This is a genomic window from Psychrobacter sp. Marseille-P5312 (genome assembly GCF_900291405.1).
Classification (GTDB): domain Bacteria; phylum Pseudomonadota; class Gammaproteobacteria; order Pseudomonadales; family Moraxellaceae; genus Psychrobacter; species Psychrobacter celer.
Genome location: NZ_OLML01000001.1, coordinates 2,247,343 through 2,266,120, shown reverse-complemented (window position 1 = coordinate 2,266,120; position 18,778 = coordinate 2,247,343). Strand labels below are relative to the sequence as shown.

Genomic DNA, 18,778 nt, shown 5'->3' with positions numbered 1-18,778 from the left:
ATAAGTTTTCTCTCAATTTAGATTAAATGGCTCTACAAACCTTTATAGAATCACTGATAATTTTGTGGATAACGCTCTTCGTCCATCTCATTCCAGTCTGCATAAGTCTTTTTAGTGAGTACCTTGCCTTGGCGATCTAAGGTATAGCGAGTGATACTGTCATAGCCATCGTTATAGGCATTAGCGCCTTTAGTGTTCAGATTATAAACATCTAACTTCCCACCTTCATAGCGACCACCATCGACGTCTTCGGCATCTCCCATCGGCTCAATATAAGCCATATCATATTTTGGTGAGACAACAACCTTGCCAGTCTTATCTATAACACCCCATTTGCCGTTGTTATATGCTCCAACTTTTACAGCAGCCAGTCCTTCAGAGAATTCCATGGCCTCATCCCATTTAGCAGGGATTGCTATATTGCCAGACTTGTCAACGAAGCCAATCTTACCCTCATCGTCACCCTGCACCGAGGTATTATATCTAGCCAGACCTTCATAGTAATCGTCTAACCAATTGAATTTAAACGGCACTACGGTCTTACCTATTTTATCGATGACGCCATACTTATCATCTTTGCTGACGACTACTCTACCGTCACTGAAATCACCTGCCGTTTGGTAAGCATAAGGTATAACCATTTTACCCGTTTTATTCATATAGCCATATTTGCCGTTTTTGTAGACGGCAACCAAACCTTCTTTAAAGTCACGATAGTCAATAATCACGCCATAAAAAAGCGGTGCTTGATGTTCAACCGGTATGACCAGTTTGCCATCTTCATTGATGTAGCCTTGCATGTATAAATAGTCTTCATAATCCTCAACGCCATCGTAACCTTTAACTGTGCCCATTTTCATTAATGAGACACGAGCCATACCTTCTGAAAAATCCCCACAACTATAATATTTTGCAGATACAACAATCTTCCCGTTATCATTTTTATAGCCACATTTAATGTCATTGTTATTCTCTACCTCAAAACTCTGCAATGCAGCTACAGCAGGTAATGTCGCAAATACGCCACAGAAGCCCAAAGCCAGTGCTATTTTTTTATTATATATTTTCATCTCAATCTCGATTTAAGGTGTGGAAGCGATATAGCATTGATAAAAACTGGCCTATACAACACTGCTAGTAAGGATATTAAATTTAGGCAACAATAGTAATCAACTTTTCTTTATATATCAATATGTATATTCTTTATTGCCTAATCTTTCAGCTATATTTCAGATAAAAGCCATAGATGCAAAAAAGCCAGGCAACCCAAGTTACCTGGCTTTTTTATACAGCATCTCTTGTTTGAAGCGAAACTATCGGTCGTAGCTATTAATTCGTATGACTTGTTGTTTTTATAATTCTTTTATACCATCAACAAGGCCGAAAATCGGTTTCTAAAGCGGGTGAATGAGCCTTACTCATTGAGTTTTTTTAATTATTTGTCATAGTATATATCAAGATAATTAAAACAATCATATGAATAATTTGGATTGGAACAAAAGCAAGTGCGTATTGAAAACCACCCGTAATTGCCGCATTAATTGATTTAGAAATTGCATGTGTCGCTAAACCCAATAATAAGGCGAGCAATAAAATAGGGTTAGTTGGGTTCCCTTGCATGACTACAGCAGCCATTGCTGCATGCACCTCAAACATAGAACTCAGTACGGTTCCTGCGATAAGACCGGCGTCACCCAGCCATAAACTTAAACCATAAACAAGTACTTGAATAATAGTAAGTGTGACTACAATGATACCTGCCTCTTTTAAACTAAACATGGGTGTATCAGTTAACTTAGCTTTCTCTTCGGATCGAGCTTTTCTCATCAACCATATCCCAGGAATAATTAAAACTATCATTGTAGTGGCATAATGAAATAGGACAGTAGATAAGAGATACCATCTTAAAAAAGCCAAATCAAGCACTAATTAGCTCAACTTTTGCTTGGTAAGACTGCTGATGTTTAATCACACCGAAACAGATATGCACAAGCTTGCGCATCGCTGCACAGACAGCCTGCATTTTGCACTTACCATTAGCAAGCAGTCGCTCATACTGCGCCTTAATATCAGGATTATGCTTAATGGCGACTAGCGCTGGCATATACAGTTTGGCTCTGATATCACTTGAGCCATTCTTTGCTAAGCGAGACTTGCCTTTAAATAGCCCTGATTCACTATGTTTGGGAACTAAGCCTAAAAAGGCGGCCATTTGTGACGCTTGACTAAACTGCTTATTATGCATCAGCGACACCATCTGCTTTGAGACAACAGGGCCGACGCCTTTAATAGTTTGTAGTAGAGTCTGATCTTGCTTTAAATTGTGATGATGATCGATATGGTCATCAATATCACCATTGAGCTTAACAATAGCGGCTTGCAAAGAGGCTATCATATGCTCAATAGAAGCTTTAACGATAGGAGCGGTGTCTGTGGCCTGCGCTTTTTCCAATCGATTCAGCTCACGTTGTAAGTCTTCTTGTAGTGCGTCTAAGCGCGACAATAATGACTTGAGGTGACGCGCCTCTGCTGGCGGCGGTGTCCATAATTTAGGCTTAGCACTATAGGTGTAGCGGGCTAATAACATACTGTCTTTTTTATCCGTCTTGTTGCGACTTCCTAAACTAGCAGCATAGCTTTTGATATAAGCAGGATTGATAATACTGACGTTAAGACCTTTATCAAATAGGTAGTAGGCGATGTTCTCGTGATAGACTCCTGTGGCCTCGACCGTGATGTGAATATTACTTAAGTCGTCAGTGATGTTAGCAATGAGCCAGTTGATAAGAGCAGCGTAGTCACTGTAATCATTTTTAAAGACTTTGGTTTTAAATTTGAGATTATCAGTGGCTTTGAGCCAGGCGATATCTAGCTTGTTTTTACTGACGTCTATGCCGATATAGTGTGTCATCTTATTGTCTTCCCTTGTCTATGCAGTGTCACTCATGACACCTTGGTAGATGGCGAGGCACTTGGATACCATTCAGAATATGAAGATGATGGGATGAGCATTGGGCATAATCTCTTACACAGTGTCTAGGCACTAAGGTTATACTCATACTCTCAATGCTCATGAATAATTACTTTATTTTATCAACTTTCGTTGGCAGTATTAAGCGGTTATTCAAGATACAAGGTTATACTATCACCAAGACTGGAGAGAAGATATGACCACCAAACGCGGACGCTACAGCCAAGAATTTAAGCTAGAAGCCATTAAACTGGTTGAAGATCAAGGCAGGAAGATACCAGAAGTAGCCAACTCATTAGGTATCGGCAAAACCACCTTAGAGAATTGGGTATATAAATACCGTAAAGAACAGCAAGGTGTCATGCCATCAGAAGGCAAAGCCCTAACGCCTGAATTACGGCGTATACAAGAGCTTGAAAAACAGGTCAAGCAGCTTAAGATGGAGCGAGATATATTAAAAAAGGCATCTGCTCTGCTAGCCCAAGACAATCTCAGCGTCTATCGCTAATAACCAAGCTTGCAGAGCATCATAAGCATATTAGCAAACACAAGCTATGTGAACTGTTTGGGGTTGTTAGAAGTAGCTATTATAACAGTACTAAATCTAGGTCTATAGACATTGAACTTATAAGGCTCAAAGCCTTAATCAGAGAAGTATTTGAACAGTCAAATGGCTCGGCTGGTGCAAGGACGGTATCTGCTATCGTCACGCATCAACATGACATTAAACTCACACGCTACAGAGCAGGTAAGCTGATGGCACAAATGGGGTTGATTAGTCGACAGATAAAATCACATAAGTACAGGCGTTGTGAAAAATTCCATAAAGTTTATGGAAACATACTAGACCGTCAGTTTGCGCCCACTGCACCAAACCAAGTGTGGACAGGTGATGTTACTTATATTCGTATCAAAGGCGGATGGTGTTATTTAGCCATCGTTATGGATTTATATGCTCGACGTATTGTTGGTTTTGCCTTGTCAGATAGCCCGAATACTCAGCTGACCACATCTGCACTAAAAATGGCATATCACATAAGACTTGAGCCTAAAGGCGTGCTGTTTCATTCAGATCAAGGCAGTCATTATACCAGTGAAGAGTATGCTAAATGCGTAGCCAAGTGCAATGGTATGTCGCATAGTATGAGCCGACGAGGCAACTGTTGGGACAATGCACCTACAGAGAGGTTCTTTAGAAGCTTTAAGACAGAGTGGATGCCAAAAAACGGCTATGACAATATTGATGAGGCTCGGCAGGCAGTAAATGATTATATTTGGGGCTATTATCAAAGTGTAAGACCACACAGCTTTAATGAGTATTTAACACCAAGCGAGAAAGAGAGACTTTATTTCAACAAAAACCTCTTAAGTACTGTCTAAAAATATTTGACCACTACAATAACGGTCATATTTCCTATATCTTTAGGTAAAATAATTCTTCTATAACTCTTACCTTGCTGGATTTGACTATCTATCCATTTCGTTAAAGCCAGCCATAAACTATTAATGCCGCTTACACCTTGCTCAGCACCTTGATTGTCAGCAAGTAAAGCGCCTAATCTTTCTCGATATTGATTGCTATCCCCTGCATTGGTCGTCGTAGCAGCGATTAAACAAGATAATATTAAAAAATGAAAATGATGATATGCTCTTACTCCTTGAACCTTGTTTACTTTTTCTCCTAGAAAGCTCCTTACTGATTTTCTAGTAAAGATTGACATGAATGCATTTTGAATTTCTTCATCGGAGTATCCATTCATACCTATTGCATCTGCTAAGCCCGCTGGAGTTACATCCAAATTAATTATCTCTGAATCGCCATATGGCCCTTCTGTACTTAAATAGTGGTGCTGTAGAGATGTGATCCACTCTTTCTCTGTCAAACTAGCCAGAGTCTTTTGTATTGGCTTTAGCACCATGACTTATCCTTACATGTTGTTTGATAAATTCGCAACGTCCACTTACATGCTACTGTATTTACGACATATCTCTTTGGCAGGTAATCCTAAATCTGCTTCTTTTAAGACTGATACTAAATCGATTCATCCTCGCACTCGCGGTGAACAGGAATATAGTGATAAATTTGTACAGCTAGCAAACTACCGAAAATCCTTTTGAATTATCTAGACTGAAAGCGTTTCAAATCAGGATATAGTCGCCTAGTAAGCTCATAAATCTCATCCTCTGCCTTCATCCCTCGCTTATCAGGGTTTGGATAAGCCGCAGCAGTAAGTATCAATCGGGGTAGCTCTAAGTGATGAGAAAACACCCTTGCAAGCTCTTTTCTTAAAAACTCAAGCCAAAATGACACCGTCTGTGCAGGCGTGTGTGGATCTGGCGTACTATAAGTAAATAAATCTGCATTAAGACAATATTCCATACGAAACGCTGCTGCCATACAGTCATACAGTCATGCAGCCACTGCAAAGTTCTATGATCAAAACTATTCAGCTCATCACGTAAATCACTCAACTCTGTACGAACATTAACCACGGCTTCAGCTTCACGATGCTTAGCACTAGCAAAGTCAACGATGATTCGTAATGCTTCTCCATAGCAATCATGCTGGATCATTCCTATACGAATAGAATCTCCGTGAAAATAGTCACTAACTATCATTACTAGATCTCATTAATAAAATTCTAGTCTTATTATTGCAACTGATAAGACAACCTATCACCACATTCAGAGCAACTAAACCTTTCAATCTTCTAAGATAGCGCTATAATTGCACATTAGCCTGCTAATTTACACCCGTAATTCATCGAAAGAGACTTCCATGGCATTTAACCAAACCCAATTTTTTGAAGATTTAGAAAAAGGGGCTGTCGCACCCATCACGGGTGCGTGCTAAGCAGTGTAAAAACTTGAATGTCAATTCATACTCCGAATATAGCTCTACGCCTCGCGCTTAGAGTGACTGTCCTCGAACACTTACTTATCCTAACTAATAGAATTTATGCCCACTACATTTCTAACACCGCAACCGTGAACCGTGGACCGTCATTAGATGTATTTGACCTTCTATAGTTAGGATTGAACAATTCATCTAACTCTTCTACTTGCTAAGTTTTGCGTACAAAAATAGTATTGTCATATGAGAATCAGAAACACCTTAAGATTATAGATTAATTCAATAGCTTAGATTACTTTCTAATGCTAATATCCCTATAAATAACAGCCAACTATATACTATCGTCTAGTTTTTTATTCATTATTCAGAAGCTAAAAGCATGTCAGACCTACTAGATTTTATTCAACCTACCCCTCCTTTGTCTTCACCATCTAAACCTAGCAGCTTGCCTGAATACTTGCGTCTCAATGCAAAAAAGAACATTGAGCAATTGCAAGCCGTTGATCACCCTGCGCTTTTACTATCAAAATTAGATCAGGTTCAAACTCTTTGGCTGGATCTCGAGATCAATCCTAAAAGCAATGCGCTCATTGATGGTGCTTTTTTAGTTGACAACCTCTACTGGCACTTTAACGCTCAAGAATTCCAGCAGTATGCTGATTTTATTTATAATCTACTACAAAAAGCTAAATTTTTAGGGGGTCATCACCTTATTGAATTTGATGTGCCGCATTTGTCTACACTATTAATGGACGCTTTAGCGACTACTGACAATAAGTATTGGCGCTCAACTAATTCGTTCACTACTCCTGTTACTGACTTTGATATTACTCATAAAACACTACAAAGCTGGCAAGCCAAATCTTGGGATACCTTGATACTAAGCTGCCTGTTTATTCCGCATCAGCCCAGCCATGCTTTAGCCAAAATTTATAAAGCCAATGCCGATTATAACAACCCTGTTCTTGACTGCTTAGAGAGTCGCTGTGTATTTGAGCTTTGCGCGCAGGCGTGGCAGATTGTACCCGCTAATATGCAAATACTCTTTCATAAGCTATTACCGCAGCTTCAGCATTTAAACCAGCTTAGCAGTCAAAATCACGATCAAAATGCTAACCAAGGCTACTTTGCTATCGATAAAGACAATATCTTTGATATAGATACTATCTTTAACGAGCTGTCTGCTAACTTGTCCGCTGGTAATCAGACGGCGCTTATCACCCTATTAGAGCAATGCATTACCGATGCTCATTCAGCTAATGGGGGCTATAAGACTCACGATAATAAGGAGCACTTAATACTATGGCAAAATATGGGTATCGCTACTTTTATAAATTGGCTACGCTATTTTGATAAGCCGCAAGCACGCCGTCCCGTATGGCTGACCAAGCATCCGATTCACGGCCGTAGTTTTAATCAAGCTGAGCAGGCTTTTTGGCATTTGCAGGCGCCAAGTACCGACTGGATCAACCAGCAATGCCAGCATTTTTTCGGCTTTGAGCGTTTGCGAGAAGGACAGCTATCCATCGTCAAAGCGGTGCTGATGAATAAAGATATCCCCCTTGGCATATTGCCCACAGGCGGCGGTAAAAGCTTAACCTTTCAGTTACCTGCTCTGATACTCAGCAAATATAAGCGTCAGTTAACGGTAGTCATCTCACCGCTAAAGGCGTTAATCGAAGATCAGGTGGTTAATCTACATACCGATTTGCCAGATTACGCCAGCCGTATTGCTTATTTGACCTCAGGTCAATCAATAGATACCCAAAAAGAGATTTTAGATGGTATTTGGCAAGGCGATATCGATATCATTTATATGAGTCCCGAGCGCCTACGTACTCACAGTATTCGGCAACTTTTGAAGAACCGCCCGCCAGCATTTTGGGTATTAGATGAGGCGCATACGCTTAGCCAATGGGGTACTGATTTTCGCCCCGACTTTTTGCGCATCGCCGATCATATGATGGCCTGTTATAGCGATGAGCTACAAAGACGCTTTACACAGCAGCTTGAGCAGCGAAGTACCAATAAAGACAAACCCCAGCTGGATATGTTAAGTGACTTGTCTAATCAGCATAATCCTAATTCATCTAAAACCCCTAGTAGCAACTTGTCAGAATTTGTGCCGCCAACTATTAGCTTGGTAACTGCCACCGCCTCCGCGCGCGTAAAAGACGATTTAGAAAGTGAGCTGGTAGATAAGCTTACCACTTTGACCGATAACAAAGACTTGGTGCAGTATGGCACGGATATTGAAAACCTAAAGATTTGGCGTGATGATATCAGCGCTCATTTTATAGAAGTCAGCAAGGATGAGCGCGAAGCGCATAGTTATAAAATAGTTAATGAGCGCAAAGCTTGGTATGAGGGCCAATATCCTGAGCATCCCGAAAAAGGCGTGACTATTGTCTATTTGCGTAACCGTAAAGCCTGCGACCAATACGCTGATGATTTTGCCCAGCAAGGCTTAGCGGCAGCGGCTTATCATTCAAAATTAAGTGATGTTCAGAAAAAAAGTGTACTTGAGAAGTTCAAAAATGATGAGCTGGACGTGGTGGTATGTACCAATGCTTTTGGCATGGGTATCGATAAAGAAGGCATTCATACCGTCATTCATAGTGGCCCACCAAATAATTTAGAATCGTATATTCAAGAGATTGGCCGGGCGGCGCGTAAGTCTTATGAGGTCGGTAGCGCCTATATGCTTTGGGATCAAAAGGACATCGAAGCCCTGTTCTTTCAGGAGCGACAGTCGCGCATACCCAATACCAATACCTTGCGAGACTGCTGGACCGCTATACGTCCAGCGCTCACTAAACCCATGCAAGACCAATGGTTCCCAAGCAGTGTACTTGCGCCGATACTTGCGCCAGACGGTGAGGACGAGCAGCTGAACACTCAAGTTAGGGTAGCGCTACTTGCCCTTGAGCGTTATGGCTTACTGACTGAAAAAGACCAGCAACCGGCTTGGATTAGCATTAAACTCTCAAGCCAAGCGCCTGCTAGCGAGCACACCAGTATGGCTAAGCTCTATGGGCAGTTACAGCAGCTTACCGATGACTCTTTAAATACAGCAGCACAGTCAAATAGTAATCGAAACACAAACAACAAAGATAAAAGCTCTAATAGTAATAGTGTCGGTAATAACGATACTGGCCTGACCCGCTATCACTTACCGGAATTAGCACTAGCGCTTGGTTATTCAGTCAAGTCGCTGTTAAAAGGGCTGCGCGAATTGGTCAATCAAGGCCACGCTCAGTGGCAGGTGATAGCGCGCGTGCGACTAAAATATACTCATCGCTATCTAAAAGGCGAATTTAATCGGTTAAGCCGAATTATTGCTGCTATGGAAGAGTGTCTTAATAGCAGTTATGGGGCACTCGGTAGCACTGAAGCGATAGAAGCGTTAGAGACGCAAGGCATGACCCAACTCAATACCAAAGCGCTTGATAATTGGCTAGCTCAGCAGCGCCACAATCTATCGACTAAACGTCATATCTTGCCAATGTTTCGGGCATTGGGGATCCTAAAAACGCGCAATCATAGCGCAACGCAAGTGTTTGTGTCGTCTACCAATAACACTAAATTATGGCAAATCGATGCAGAGCTAACCGATGATTGGCTGAGCTGGACTCATTATGCAAAAGTGCTGATAGCCGAGTTGACACCTTTGTTTGAAGAGCAATTGCTACCTGCCCTACCGGACAAAAAAGACGGTGATGGTAAAGATTTTAATTTAGACATTCTTGCCAAAGCGCTACAGCGCGATCCTGACACTATCTTGACCCAGCTTGAACAATTACAGCGCTTGGAACTGATTGAGCTTAGCCGTTTGGACGACAGTCAAGATGCTATTTTCTTTATCGGGAAACATCGAAAGCCCACTACTAAGTATCATGAAAACGCCTATCAGTATTTGCAAACCCACTATCAGGACCGCTGCGCCCGTATTCATATGCTCAGCTTTTGGCTACAAGCAGAGGCAAGCATTCAGCAAGCGCTTATTGAGGACTACTTTACTCAGCCACTCGCTCAAGTAATTAAAACCTATATTGATAATGGCGTTGATGTACATAAACCTTATATTAAGGATTATGTAAAAGAGATCCTACCTGATTATTTTAGCGCTACTCAAAAACGAATTATCAAAGAAACCAGCCGCGCCGCTATGGTCCTCGCCGGCCCTGGCTCTGGTAAAACCACGGTTGTGGTACACAGAGTGGCGTACTTACTTATGCTAGAGGAAATCAAGCCTGAAAAGATTTTGATCTTGGCATATAACCGTTTGGCAGTAGCTGAGCTTAGATCGCGCCTGCTCACTTTGATCGGTTATCATGCAATCAACGTTACCATTCAGACCTTTCATGGGCTGGCGCGCCAAATTACTGGACTTAGTGAAAAAGACGCTCCCGATACGGCGCTCGATGAGATTGCCGCGCGTATTGAGCATCTAGGTCAGGAGAAAAATCAACAAAAACGTCGTGATAATGCACGCTATCAGTGGATGATTGAGCAAGCTATCAGTCAGTTGCAGGAGCGGCCACAGCATTTTCAATACATCATGGTCGATGAGTTCCAAGATATTGATGAGTATCAGTATGAAATGATCGGGCTACTAGCGGATCTTCAATCACAAGACGACCATAGTAATGACGCAGAAGATAGCTATATTGCTATAGACGCTGATAGTGATACTGATGATGGCAACTTTGAGCAGCGCGGTTATCTCATGGTAGTCGGTGATGATGACCAAAACTTATACGCCTTTCGCGGTGCCAGTATCCAATATATTCAACAGTTTGCCGATAACTACCACGTTAATACTGAGCAAAAATTTTATTTATTAGACAATTATCGCAGCGCTGATAACATCGTCGATCTTGCCAATGCGTTTATCGCGTCTAGCTTACCAAGCAATGAGCGTCTGAAACAAGCTGAGCATAGTATCAAGGCCACACAGCCTTATCCAGACAGGCCCATCCGCTATGGCTATTATAAGCAAACCCAAGGGGTTGATATGGCCGCTTGGATAGCTTTTGATATTGAGCAGCGTCTAGCTATTATTGAGCAAGGCAGAACTAATACTCAACAACAATTACAAACCATAGCTGTGCTTGCCCCCAAATGGTCACATTTTGATGCCATACAGCATTATCTTGAAGCATTGGGTATTAGTAGTCAGCGCTACAATGAAAACGAGCAAGTAACCCCTATCAATAGCTTTATAGGACAAGCGTTGTTTACTCATTTGAGTACCAAACGGTTAGATGTGATAGAAGGTAATGTAGCGACATTTTTAGAGCGCTGGCGCAGCGAACAAAAGCTAAATCCATTAGATAAAGCGTGGGATGCGATTATCAATCGTACTCAAGAGATGGCAGATGTGACTTATGAGCAGGTGCTCCAAACGCTTGAAGCGACTTTATATGATGATAAAACCCAAGTTATATTGATCACTTATCATAGCGCCAAAGGCATGGAGTTTGATCACGTCTATGTGATTGATGAGCAGTCGTCTACTGCAACCGATCATAGCCATGACAGGCCCCTTTATGTAGCACTAACGCGAGCCAAGCAAACCCTGAGTCTGCTTTTACATCATAAATCGCATCATCCTACCCTTGCCAAAACCCTATCTATCCATGGCGAACGAATTGACTTACTTATGATCAATCCGCCTACCATGTTAACCTTTCATCGCTTTATGCGCTTGGATGAACTCATGCTAACGCCGTGTGATCTAGTAAATAACGCGGGACGAGAGTTTGTAGAGGAGACGTTTTGTAGTAATAGCTGGACAAAAACACGAAACAATATAACAGGGTTGTTTAACGTTGCTTGCTATAAAGAAGATAAAAAAAGCGATGGTTTTTACTCATCTAAAGGTCAACAAATTGCCCAGTTTTCGAAAGCCTTTGCTAAGCAGTACTCATCTCAAGGCCAAGGTAATCAGCACTTAGCTATGACAGGATTTACCACTACCCTATTCTATCAGCAAGATGTCTCTTGGTACGAAAAAGCTGGGTATCAAGGCAGTGAGAGCAGTCATTATCTAATTGTGCCGTATGTTCGCTTTAGTGTGCGCTGTGTTTGATTGACTAAAACAATAAGCCTCTTTTTCTATTAGAGAAATGCTTTAGAGCTATTTAAACAAATCAAGTCTAACATCATCATAACCATGAGCGCGCAAACATGTGCAATATGCGGGCATACTTCTTGGCGAACAAGCAAATAAAATAAATGAATGTTGATCGTTAAAGCCAGACAGCTTAGGTTGCCTGGCTTTTTTACGTGTAGCATTTAATAATAACTTTAAGAGGTTTTCTATAAGGTGCCACTTTAAATCTTACGTTTAAGTATGACCCCTGCCGTAAATCCCGTACATTCAAACTTGGTACATATCAATCACTCAAACCCTCAACTATAAGCAAAAAATGCAACACATAACTCATCAAAGCCGAAGACAGCTTTGCCTTGCCTTTCTGCTTAAGCGGACTAATAACCGTTAGTGCATAACCATTATAGTTACCTGTGCTTGTAACCTCGCCTTCAAAACTAGGGACTTTTTGTCTAAACTCTTCTATACGTTTAAGCTGAGCAGCCTTATTGACAACAGGACGATACGCTTTTTTATTCTTCTCATTGATATAAGGCTCAGACTCAATACAGCTGATATTTACCTGCCAATGTTTACTGGGTAGAATTTGACACATGGTTTTTAGATAGCTGTAAAACAGCTTTTTTTGCTTAAAGGTAAAACGAATGTCACTCTTTGAGGTATTGGTTTTCTCGTAAAACACCTCCAGTATTTGCTTTATTTCACGTCTGCTTGTTTTAGAGGTATAAAGCGCCTCAAGGTTATCAAAGCATTGATACACCAGCGCTTGCTCTTCACGATAATGCAGCGGTGTTGGCGAGATTAAAACATGATCAGAGAGTTGTTTACGTTTTTTAGAGATGAGCTTATGATTAAGCGTTCCATCGTCTTTTTTTACCAAGCTCAATGCACGCTCATAAATCATCAACGCATCATCATACCTAAAGTTTAAGCTACTAGCTTCTCCTAGCGTTTGCCCACCTTCTATGTCGCATAACAGCTTTTCTATCACCTCACGGCTATAGCTACCAAATACGGCTGAAGGCTGTTTTTTGACAGTGTTGCTATTATGGCTAGTTGGATAAGGCGCTTTTACCTTGTGAGTAAAGGCTAATTTTTTACACTCAATTTTACGATTCACGTATGGTCTGATTTGATTGAGATGAACCTTGTCATCTCTACTCTCTAAAGCAAGTGGATTATGCTGCTTTAGATCCATACGACTGGTGCCAATCAACTTGTTAACTACATCTAAAGGTAGAGTCAATTTAGCCTGCTGTAATTGGTGGCTTGCAACAAGATCAGCAACATGTATATAACAGCGACAGGTTCAGCATCTCCTCTAATTGCGCGACTTGCTTACTGATAACGCTTTGCGTCATGTGCATCTCTTGCGCGGCGTTGGTAAAGCTCAAATGCCGAGCTGCCGTCTCAAAACACTGCAAAGCGGTCGTCGATGGGTATCTTCTAAAAGCCAAAGGGGTCTTAACATCAGTGCTCATAACTTATGGGTTCTCATTCGAAATATCAGTAAAAGAGGTTTCTAAAATAAACATAGCCATGTATCTGATTTATTTAGATTTGACTATAACCACATTATCCCAGTTATAAGAGACGATATAAATCGTTTTACCTGCCAGTCTGTCTACTTTTTAGAAATTTAGTAAATTTCAACTCGTAAATGATAACAAAAACAATTATCATTACATTTAATATAAATAATTTTTTGAATATTTGTTGTTTGTGAGTATACCTATGACCCTCGCCTCCTCTTTTGTAACTACCCCCGACTTAGACGATCAAGCCCAGCTCTATACCGATCTAAACGACCCTGAGATAGCGGGCATCATCGCTCACATCAATGAAGAACACATCGATGAGCTGCTTGGGTTTTTGCGGGCATTTAGCCCATTATCGTCAGCTGAACTTGAGCATACAGAGGTGCAATTAACTGCGATTTATGCAGAAGGTATCTGCCTGCAAGCCAAACCCTTGGCGACGCGGCCTATCGACTCCAAAGACAGCCACCGGCAACCACGGTCTTTCTTTATTGGTTTTGCCGCCCCCCTCACGCAAGTCGATGAGCTACAAGAGCAGTATATTTTGCTTCGGCAGCGAGCAGATAAAAAACTGGGCAAAAAAACCATCAAGCTGACTCGGCAGGTCTTTGTCGTAGAGCGCAGCTATAAAGTCAGTGAAAACATGCTGCGTCTTGAGCTTAGTATGGACTCACAAAGCCATCGTCATGACAGCTCTAGCCCAGATACCGTGCCTACAAACGAGGCAGGCTACGCGTATTTGTTCGATTTGGCGCATAACGCGATGACAGCCAGCAGCAGCCAGCCTAGCAAAAACACCGCGCCGCCCGCCCGAGCGCAGGTCTACTACACCTTAAGAAAAGCATGGCGGAGCGCTGATGGCGTACGAGCATGGGTCGATGTTTTTTTGCATGGCGATACCTCAGGCGGCAACTGGGCCATGGCACTGCAGGCAGGTGATACTGTGGTCACCAAACAAGAGTTTCCTGAAAAAGTGACGCATTTACACACAGGACAGACACTACTGATCGTCGATGAGACCTCCATGCCCACAGCAGCACGTTTATTAGAACTATGGGACAACCCAATGCCGCCGCTGATCATTTGTGTCACCCAAGATGCCGCTGACCAAGAGTATTTTGATGACATTACACTGAGCATCGATGCCAAAGACAGCAGCAAAAACAGTGCCCGACATCATATCGACCGTCATTTTACCGTACTGCCTATGATAATGGATCCTGCCTCGGTAGGGCAAAACGTCGCGCCGCAGATCGACAGACAACTGGCGGACTATTTAGCCAAGCAGCCTTTACAGATCGACAAAGTATGGGGCGCGCTAGAGGCAAAAACCGCAAAGGCGCTCCGCCCTTTATTACAAAAAAGACTGGGGCTTGAGCGTAGCGATGTGGTGGTCAAGGTATATTGGCGACATGACTAAATCCCAGACTAGGACTGGGCTTGGACAAGGCTAAGATGAGTTAGGATGGAAAAATCACCACCTCGTCTCCTTCTTGCCATGGCTGATACTTCGTCATCACTTGCAAAAACAGCGGATGCGCCAGCCAATGCTTCAGCCAGCGCTGCAGGTGTGGATACGGCAAGTGGTAAAATACTTCGCGATTTACATGGGCGAACTGACGGACAAAGGGCATGATACCAATATCAGCAACGCTGATGCCATCTCCGAGTAGATAAGTGCTATCGGTCAGCTGCGTCTCCAATATCTGCAAAAACGCCTCGCCGCGCTGGCGATACTCTTCTTGGCTCATCTCAGGATGACGATCCGCATACTTATAGCGATCCAGCCAATGCTTAAACTCATTATCATTTTTATCGATTAGGGCATTAGCCTGAAACAAAGTCTGAGCATCAAGCAAGCGGCTTGGATCATGCTGGCCTAGCGCCCACATCATGATATCAAAGCTCTCTTCAATCACAGTACCATCAGCAAGCTGTAGCACAGGCACCGTGCCTTTTGGGCTAATCGCTAGCATCTGCGGCGGCTTGTCTTTTAGGACAATCTCGCGCAGCACCACTTGCTGCTCTGCAAACACAAGGCCAAGCCTAGCACGCATGGCATAAGGACAGCGGCGAAAAGAATATAAGAGCGGCAAGGAAGGTCTCATCATGTTTCTCACAATAAAATCAAAATCACTGGGTATGTCATCATTTAGATTGCAAGGCTTAGCCGTTTTTTTCAAGCAACTATACGTGCTAATCGATGACACGCCCTAGACTAACATAAAAAAGACCTCACCCCTAAAGCAGGCAAGGTCTGGCTTTATTTATACAAACAACGTTTATGCAGAAAACGTCTATACAAATGACATGGTGGATTCTAAATAAAACAGATACATTATATGTCAACGTGAAACTGTATCGTTTTTATACGGAACTCACTATATTTATAAAAGCAGCATTTATAAAAACAATAGACCCAGCCCAATCACCACACCACTGACTATCAGCACGATGACACAAAAACCCATGATGTCTTTGGCTTTGAGTCCTGCAATGGCTAAAGCCGGCAGTGCCCAAAACCCATCGCCCCAATACGTGACCATCTCTATAGGAGATGACTCAGTGAGCCCTAAGCCCATCACAAAAATTACTAAGGTTAATATCAGCACAAACAAGAATGGATCAGGTAAGTATTTTTCCATCAAGCTATTGGAAAAACGGGTAATTGCTTTCATAAGTAAACTCCTTTTTATTTAAAGACGTCCTTGGTCACTGTTATTTTTATCTAGCCTATCGTCTATCTTCCTCAACCGCTACACATTGCATACAGTCTCACTCGACCAGCTGCCACCCAGGCGTTGAGTAGTACTTGTCTTGATGGGCAAATAACGGATGCGCTTTGGCTTCTTGTAAGCTAAGCACTGGGGTAACGCAAACATCAATGGGTGCGAAGTGCCGCTGCCAATGGGCGAGTGTCTGACTGGCAAAGGCATCACTCACAGCCTTCGCTGCTGCTTGGCTCTCAGGGGAGTTTGGCATAACGTCAAGCTGCCAATGGCTGTCTTTTAGTGCTGGCAGTGCCAACGCCTCGCACAGCCCTTGCCAAAATTTCAGCTCCAATGAGCCAACCGCCATATAGCGATTATCAAGGGTTCTGTACAATCGATAGCAAGGCAATAGCCCGCCCAAAAAATCAAAATGCGGCGCAGGCATGTCTCCTGAAAAGCTTTTGACCAGCGCGCCCGTTTCCTTGGGCATGACCAGATGCTGGTATAAGCTGTGGGTCATACTGACCGCGATATGACGACCCTTGCCGGTACGCTGCGCGGCAAATACTGCAGCGAGCAGCGCAATGACAGCGGTATCACTGCCGCCTGCCAAGTCTGCAAACTGTACATTGGGCATGGCCTGCTCACCACTTGCGGTTTTTAATTGGTCAAGGACACCACTCATCGCCATAAAGTTGATATCGTGGCCAACTTTATGTGCCCAATCATGACTGGCTCGTGGGTGATTGATCGCACTCGCATCTATCGCAGCGCTCTCATTGGCCTCTTTAGCCGTCACGCCGTAGCCAGTGATTGATACCATCACAAGCTTTGGATTAAGCGTATGCAGCGTTTTGGCATCCAATCCCATGCCTGCTAACACACCAGGACGAAAGCTATCGAGCATGACATCGGCATCTTTGATATGCGCTTTGATAGCCGCAATGCCTTTGGGGTCCCGAAAGTCGTGTCTTTCGGTAGTTTTGCCATGGTTTAATGCGGCAAACAGCTCACCGAAGGCTCTAGCAGGGTCGCCATTTTTGGGTTCGATCTTGATGATCGTTGCACCCAAATCGGCCAGCAGGCGCGTGGCAAATGGCCCTGGCAGGTTACGCGTCAAATCAACCACTCGCAGCCCTTGTAAGCAGTCTGCCATGGAGTTTATGATTGAATCAGTCATCAAGTCAGTCGTTACATTAGAGCGTGTCTTCAATTCACTCGATAGTTATCTAAATGGGCTAAAAATGGCCAAATTTTGCCAAACATCGTCAAATAGCGGGTTTATATCTCAATATTAACGGCGCTATTTTCCTTGTTTGGCCGCAATTTATCTCATTTTTATCACCATTTTTGAAATAAAGACACGCCCTAGTCATCAGAGAACACCTCACCTTTAGCCGCCATATCGAGCACTATTTGCGCTGGCTGAAAACACTCGCCGTATTGCTCAGCAAGCTCACGACTGCGTGTGATAAACGCCTCTAGCCCCATGGCATTGATAAATTGGAGCGTACCACCGTGATGCGGCACAAAACCCCAACCAAAGATAGCACCGATATTGGCATCCGCGACAGAGCGCACGATATTTTCTTGATAGCATTTAGCCGACTCATTGGCTTGAATAAACATCAAGCGATCGAATTAGCTCTTGTTGTGATGGTTGCTGTGCGCGTGGTGGATATAAATTCAGCCCGATAAACTGCTTGGGGCGCGTACTGGCCTGAGCCAATCCAGTGATCGGTATCGAGCAGTACCACCTCGATGCCCGCTTTGGCGGTGACATAAGCAATGCCCGCGCCCAAAATACCAACTTTTTTGGTGATCGTGCGCTCAAAGCCATCAGGACGCGATTGACCTTTTTTGATACTGTTTAGCTGCGTCAAAAGGGGTATTGATCGACATTTAAAGATTATTGAGTAAATTCTTACACACTGCTAGAGGTCGGCAGTCCATAGGCTACTTTTTCGATGACCTCATCTTGCTGCAGCACCATCAGCTCATAGCCTTGAATCACCCCATTGTAAGGTAAATGACCATCAAACTGCCGATAATGCTCACGGATACTCTGCTTGATCGCCGCCTTGCGCTCGCGCTCATCTAATGTCGTAAACCCACTTGGCAAATGCACCTCAGTTGCCAACGCCGACCCCCATCGAGACAGCCAATTGGCCCCGTCAATAAACGCAAAATCGACCTGCGCTCGTAGGCGGTAGTGAGGCAAAGAGTCAGAGTGTTGCGCCACTTGAGCTTTAATCTGGGCGATATCTTCTGCATATGCCTGATAAGGCAGCTCAAGTATCTCAAACAGCGTGGCCAAAAACGCATCAGCACTAAAGTATCTGTCCATATAACTGTCATCAAGGCCAAGATGGCGATGACACAAGACATGGCGCAAGCGCTCACAAGCAGGTATGGTATGGCCTAACGGATAGCCCATGGCTCTAATGATATCTGGCGCACGCATCTCTAAGGTGTTGATTTGATCAATAATGTGCTGAGAAAGCGGGTGCTGCGGGCGATAGTGACGAGTGTATTTAGAAAGATGAGATGAGTGGCTCATGATGGTGGACACCTTAGATTCCTATA

15 protein-coding genes and 1 pseudogene are annotated in these 18,778 nt (G+C 43.1%); 3 read left to right on the top strand and 13 right to left on the bottom strand.

The genetic code is table 11. The annotated features are described in order from the left end of the window. Positions 1-50: 50 nt before the first annotated feature. From C6W44_RS09770 to C6W44_RS09760, 3 genes are all read right to left on the bottom strand, one after another. Positions 51-1,070, bottom strand: coding sequence for a WG repeat-containing protein (locus C6W44_RS09770; protein ID WP_105245231.1), 1,020 nt, complete (start codon positions 1,068-1,070; stop codon positions 51-53). 361 nt (positions 1,071-1,431) lie between these two features. Further along, the gene (locus C6W44_RS09765; RefSeq protein WP_264755620.1) at positions 1,432-1,926 is read right to left on the bottom strand and encodes a DUF4010 domain-containing protein; all 495 of its coding nucleotides are present in this window, start codon (positions 1,924-1,926) and stop codon (positions 1,432-1,434) included. Beyond that, complete coding sequence (locus C6W44_RS09760) at positions 1,919-2,911, bottom strand: IS110 family transposase (protein WP_105244335.1); 993 nt, start codon at positions 2,909-2,911, stop codon at positions 1,919-1,921. Before C6W44_RS09760 ends, C6W44_RS09765 begins: the two co-directional genes overlap by 8 nt. A 256-nt stretch (positions 2,912-3,167) precedes the next feature. Here C6W44_RS09760 and C6W44_RS09755 point away from each other — a divergent pair. Further along, positions 3,168-4,351 (top strand): IS3 family transposase gene (locus C6W44_RS09755; protein ID WP_105244334.1). Its coding sequence is split into 2 segments (ribosomal slippage): positions 3,168-3,441 and positions 3,441-4,351, totalling 1,185 coding nucleotides; the frame shifts between segments, so codons are not numbered across the junction. On the opposite strand, the gene C6W44_RS09750 is transcribed toward C6W44_RS09755, so the two are convergent. Together C6W44_RS09750 and C6W44_RS13410 are read right to left on the bottom strand one after the other, a co-directional pair. After that, entirely contained in the window at positions 4,348-4,890 is a 543-nt protein-coding gene (locus C6W44_RS09750; protein ID WP_105245229.1) for a hypothetical protein, read from the bottom strand. The two genes, C6W44_RS09755 and C6W44_RS09750, sit on opposite strands and share 4 nt — an antisense overlap. A gap of 200 nt (positions 4,891-5,090) precedes the next feature. After that, entirely contained in the window at positions 5,091-5,369 is a 279-nt protein-coding gene (locus tag C6W44_RS13410; protein ID WP_158676711.1) for a hypothetical protein, read from the bottom strand. Between the two features lie 835 nt (positions 5,370-6,204). On the opposite strand from C6W44_RS13410, the gene C6W44_RS09740 reads away from it, so the two are divergent. Then, the gene (locus C6W44_RS09740; RefSeq protein WP_105245225.1) at positions 6,205-11,919 is read left to right on the top strand and encodes a UvrD-helicase domain-containing protein; all 5,715 of its coding nucleotides are present in this window, start codon (positions 6,205-6,207) and stop codon (positions 11,917-11,919) included. 307 nt (positions 11,920-12,226) lie between these two features. Here the strand turns inward: C6W44_RS09740 and C6W44_RS09735 are convergent, their stop codons facing one another. Further along, positions 12,227-13,063, bottom strand: a complete 837-nt coding sequence (locus C6W44_RS09735) for a hypothetical protein (protein ID WP_158676710.1) — start codon at positions 13,061-13,063, stop codon at positions 12,227-12,229. Positions 13,064-13,235: 172 nt separating this feature from the next. Next, positions 13,236-13,424 (bottom strand): annotated as a pseudogene (locus C6W44_RS09730) (LysR family transcriptional regulator); the annotation flags it as partial. A 253-nt stretch (positions 13,425-13,677) separates the two neighbouring features. Between C6W44_RS09730 and C6W44_RS09725 the strand changes: the two are divergent. Further along, positions 13,678-14,901: a siderophore-interacting protein gene (locus C6W44_RS09725; RefSeq protein ID WP_105245221.1), complete on the top strand. Its 1,224-nt coding sequence runs from the start codon at positions 13,678-13,680 to the stop codon at positions 14,899-14,901. A 40-nt stretch (positions 14,902-14,941) separates the two neighbouring features. Here C6W44_RS09725 and C6W44_RS09720 read toward each other — a convergent pair whose 3' ends face one another. The 6 genes from C6W44_RS09720 to C6W44_RS09700 form a co-directional block, all read right to left on the bottom strand. Continuing rightward, positions 14,942-15,592 carry a glutathione S-transferase gene (locus tag C6W44_RS09720; RefSeq protein WP_264755619.1) on the bottom strand — a complete coding sequence of 217 codons (651 nt, stop codon included), beginning with the start codon at positions 15,590-15,592 and terminating at the stop codon, positions 14,942-14,944. A 291-nt stretch (positions 15,593-15,883) separates the two neighbouring features. Then, positions 15,884-16,159: a TIGR00366 family protein gene (locus C6W44_RS09715; RefSeq protein ID WP_105245217.1), complete on the bottom strand. Its 276-nt coding sequence runs from the start codon at positions 16,157-16,159 to the stop codon at positions 15,884-15,886. 97 nt (positions 16,160-16,256) lie between these two features. After that, positions 16,257-17,372, bottom strand: coding sequence for a CaiB/BaiF CoA transferase family protein (locus C6W44_RS09710; protein ID WP_105245215.1), 1,116 nt, complete (start codon positions 17,370-17,372; stop codon positions 16,257-16,259). Positions 17,373-17,560: 188 nt separating this feature from the next. Then, positions 17,561-17,821 (bottom strand): hypothetical protein, encoded by a 261-nt coding sequence (locus C6W44_RS09705; protein WP_199774476.1) that lies wholly within the window; start codon positions 17,819-17,821, stop codon positions 17,561-17,563. Further along, positions 17,821-18,075: a hypothetical protein gene (locus tag C6W44_RS13670; protein ID WP_199774475.1), complete on the bottom strand. Its 255-nt coding sequence runs from the start codon at positions 18,073-18,075 to the stop codon at positions 17,821-17,823. Before C6W44_RS13670 ends, C6W44_RS09705 begins: the two co-directional genes overlap by 1 nt. A 41-nt stretch (positions 18,076-18,116) precedes the next feature. Then, positions 18,117-18,752 carry a hypothetical protein gene (locus tag C6W44_RS09700; RefSeq protein ID WP_105245213.1) on the bottom strand — a complete coding sequence of 212 codons (636 nt, stop codon included), beginning with the start codon at positions 18,750-18,752 and terminating at the stop codon, positions 18,117-18,119. Between the last annotated feature and the right edge of the window lie 26 nt (positions 18,753-18,778).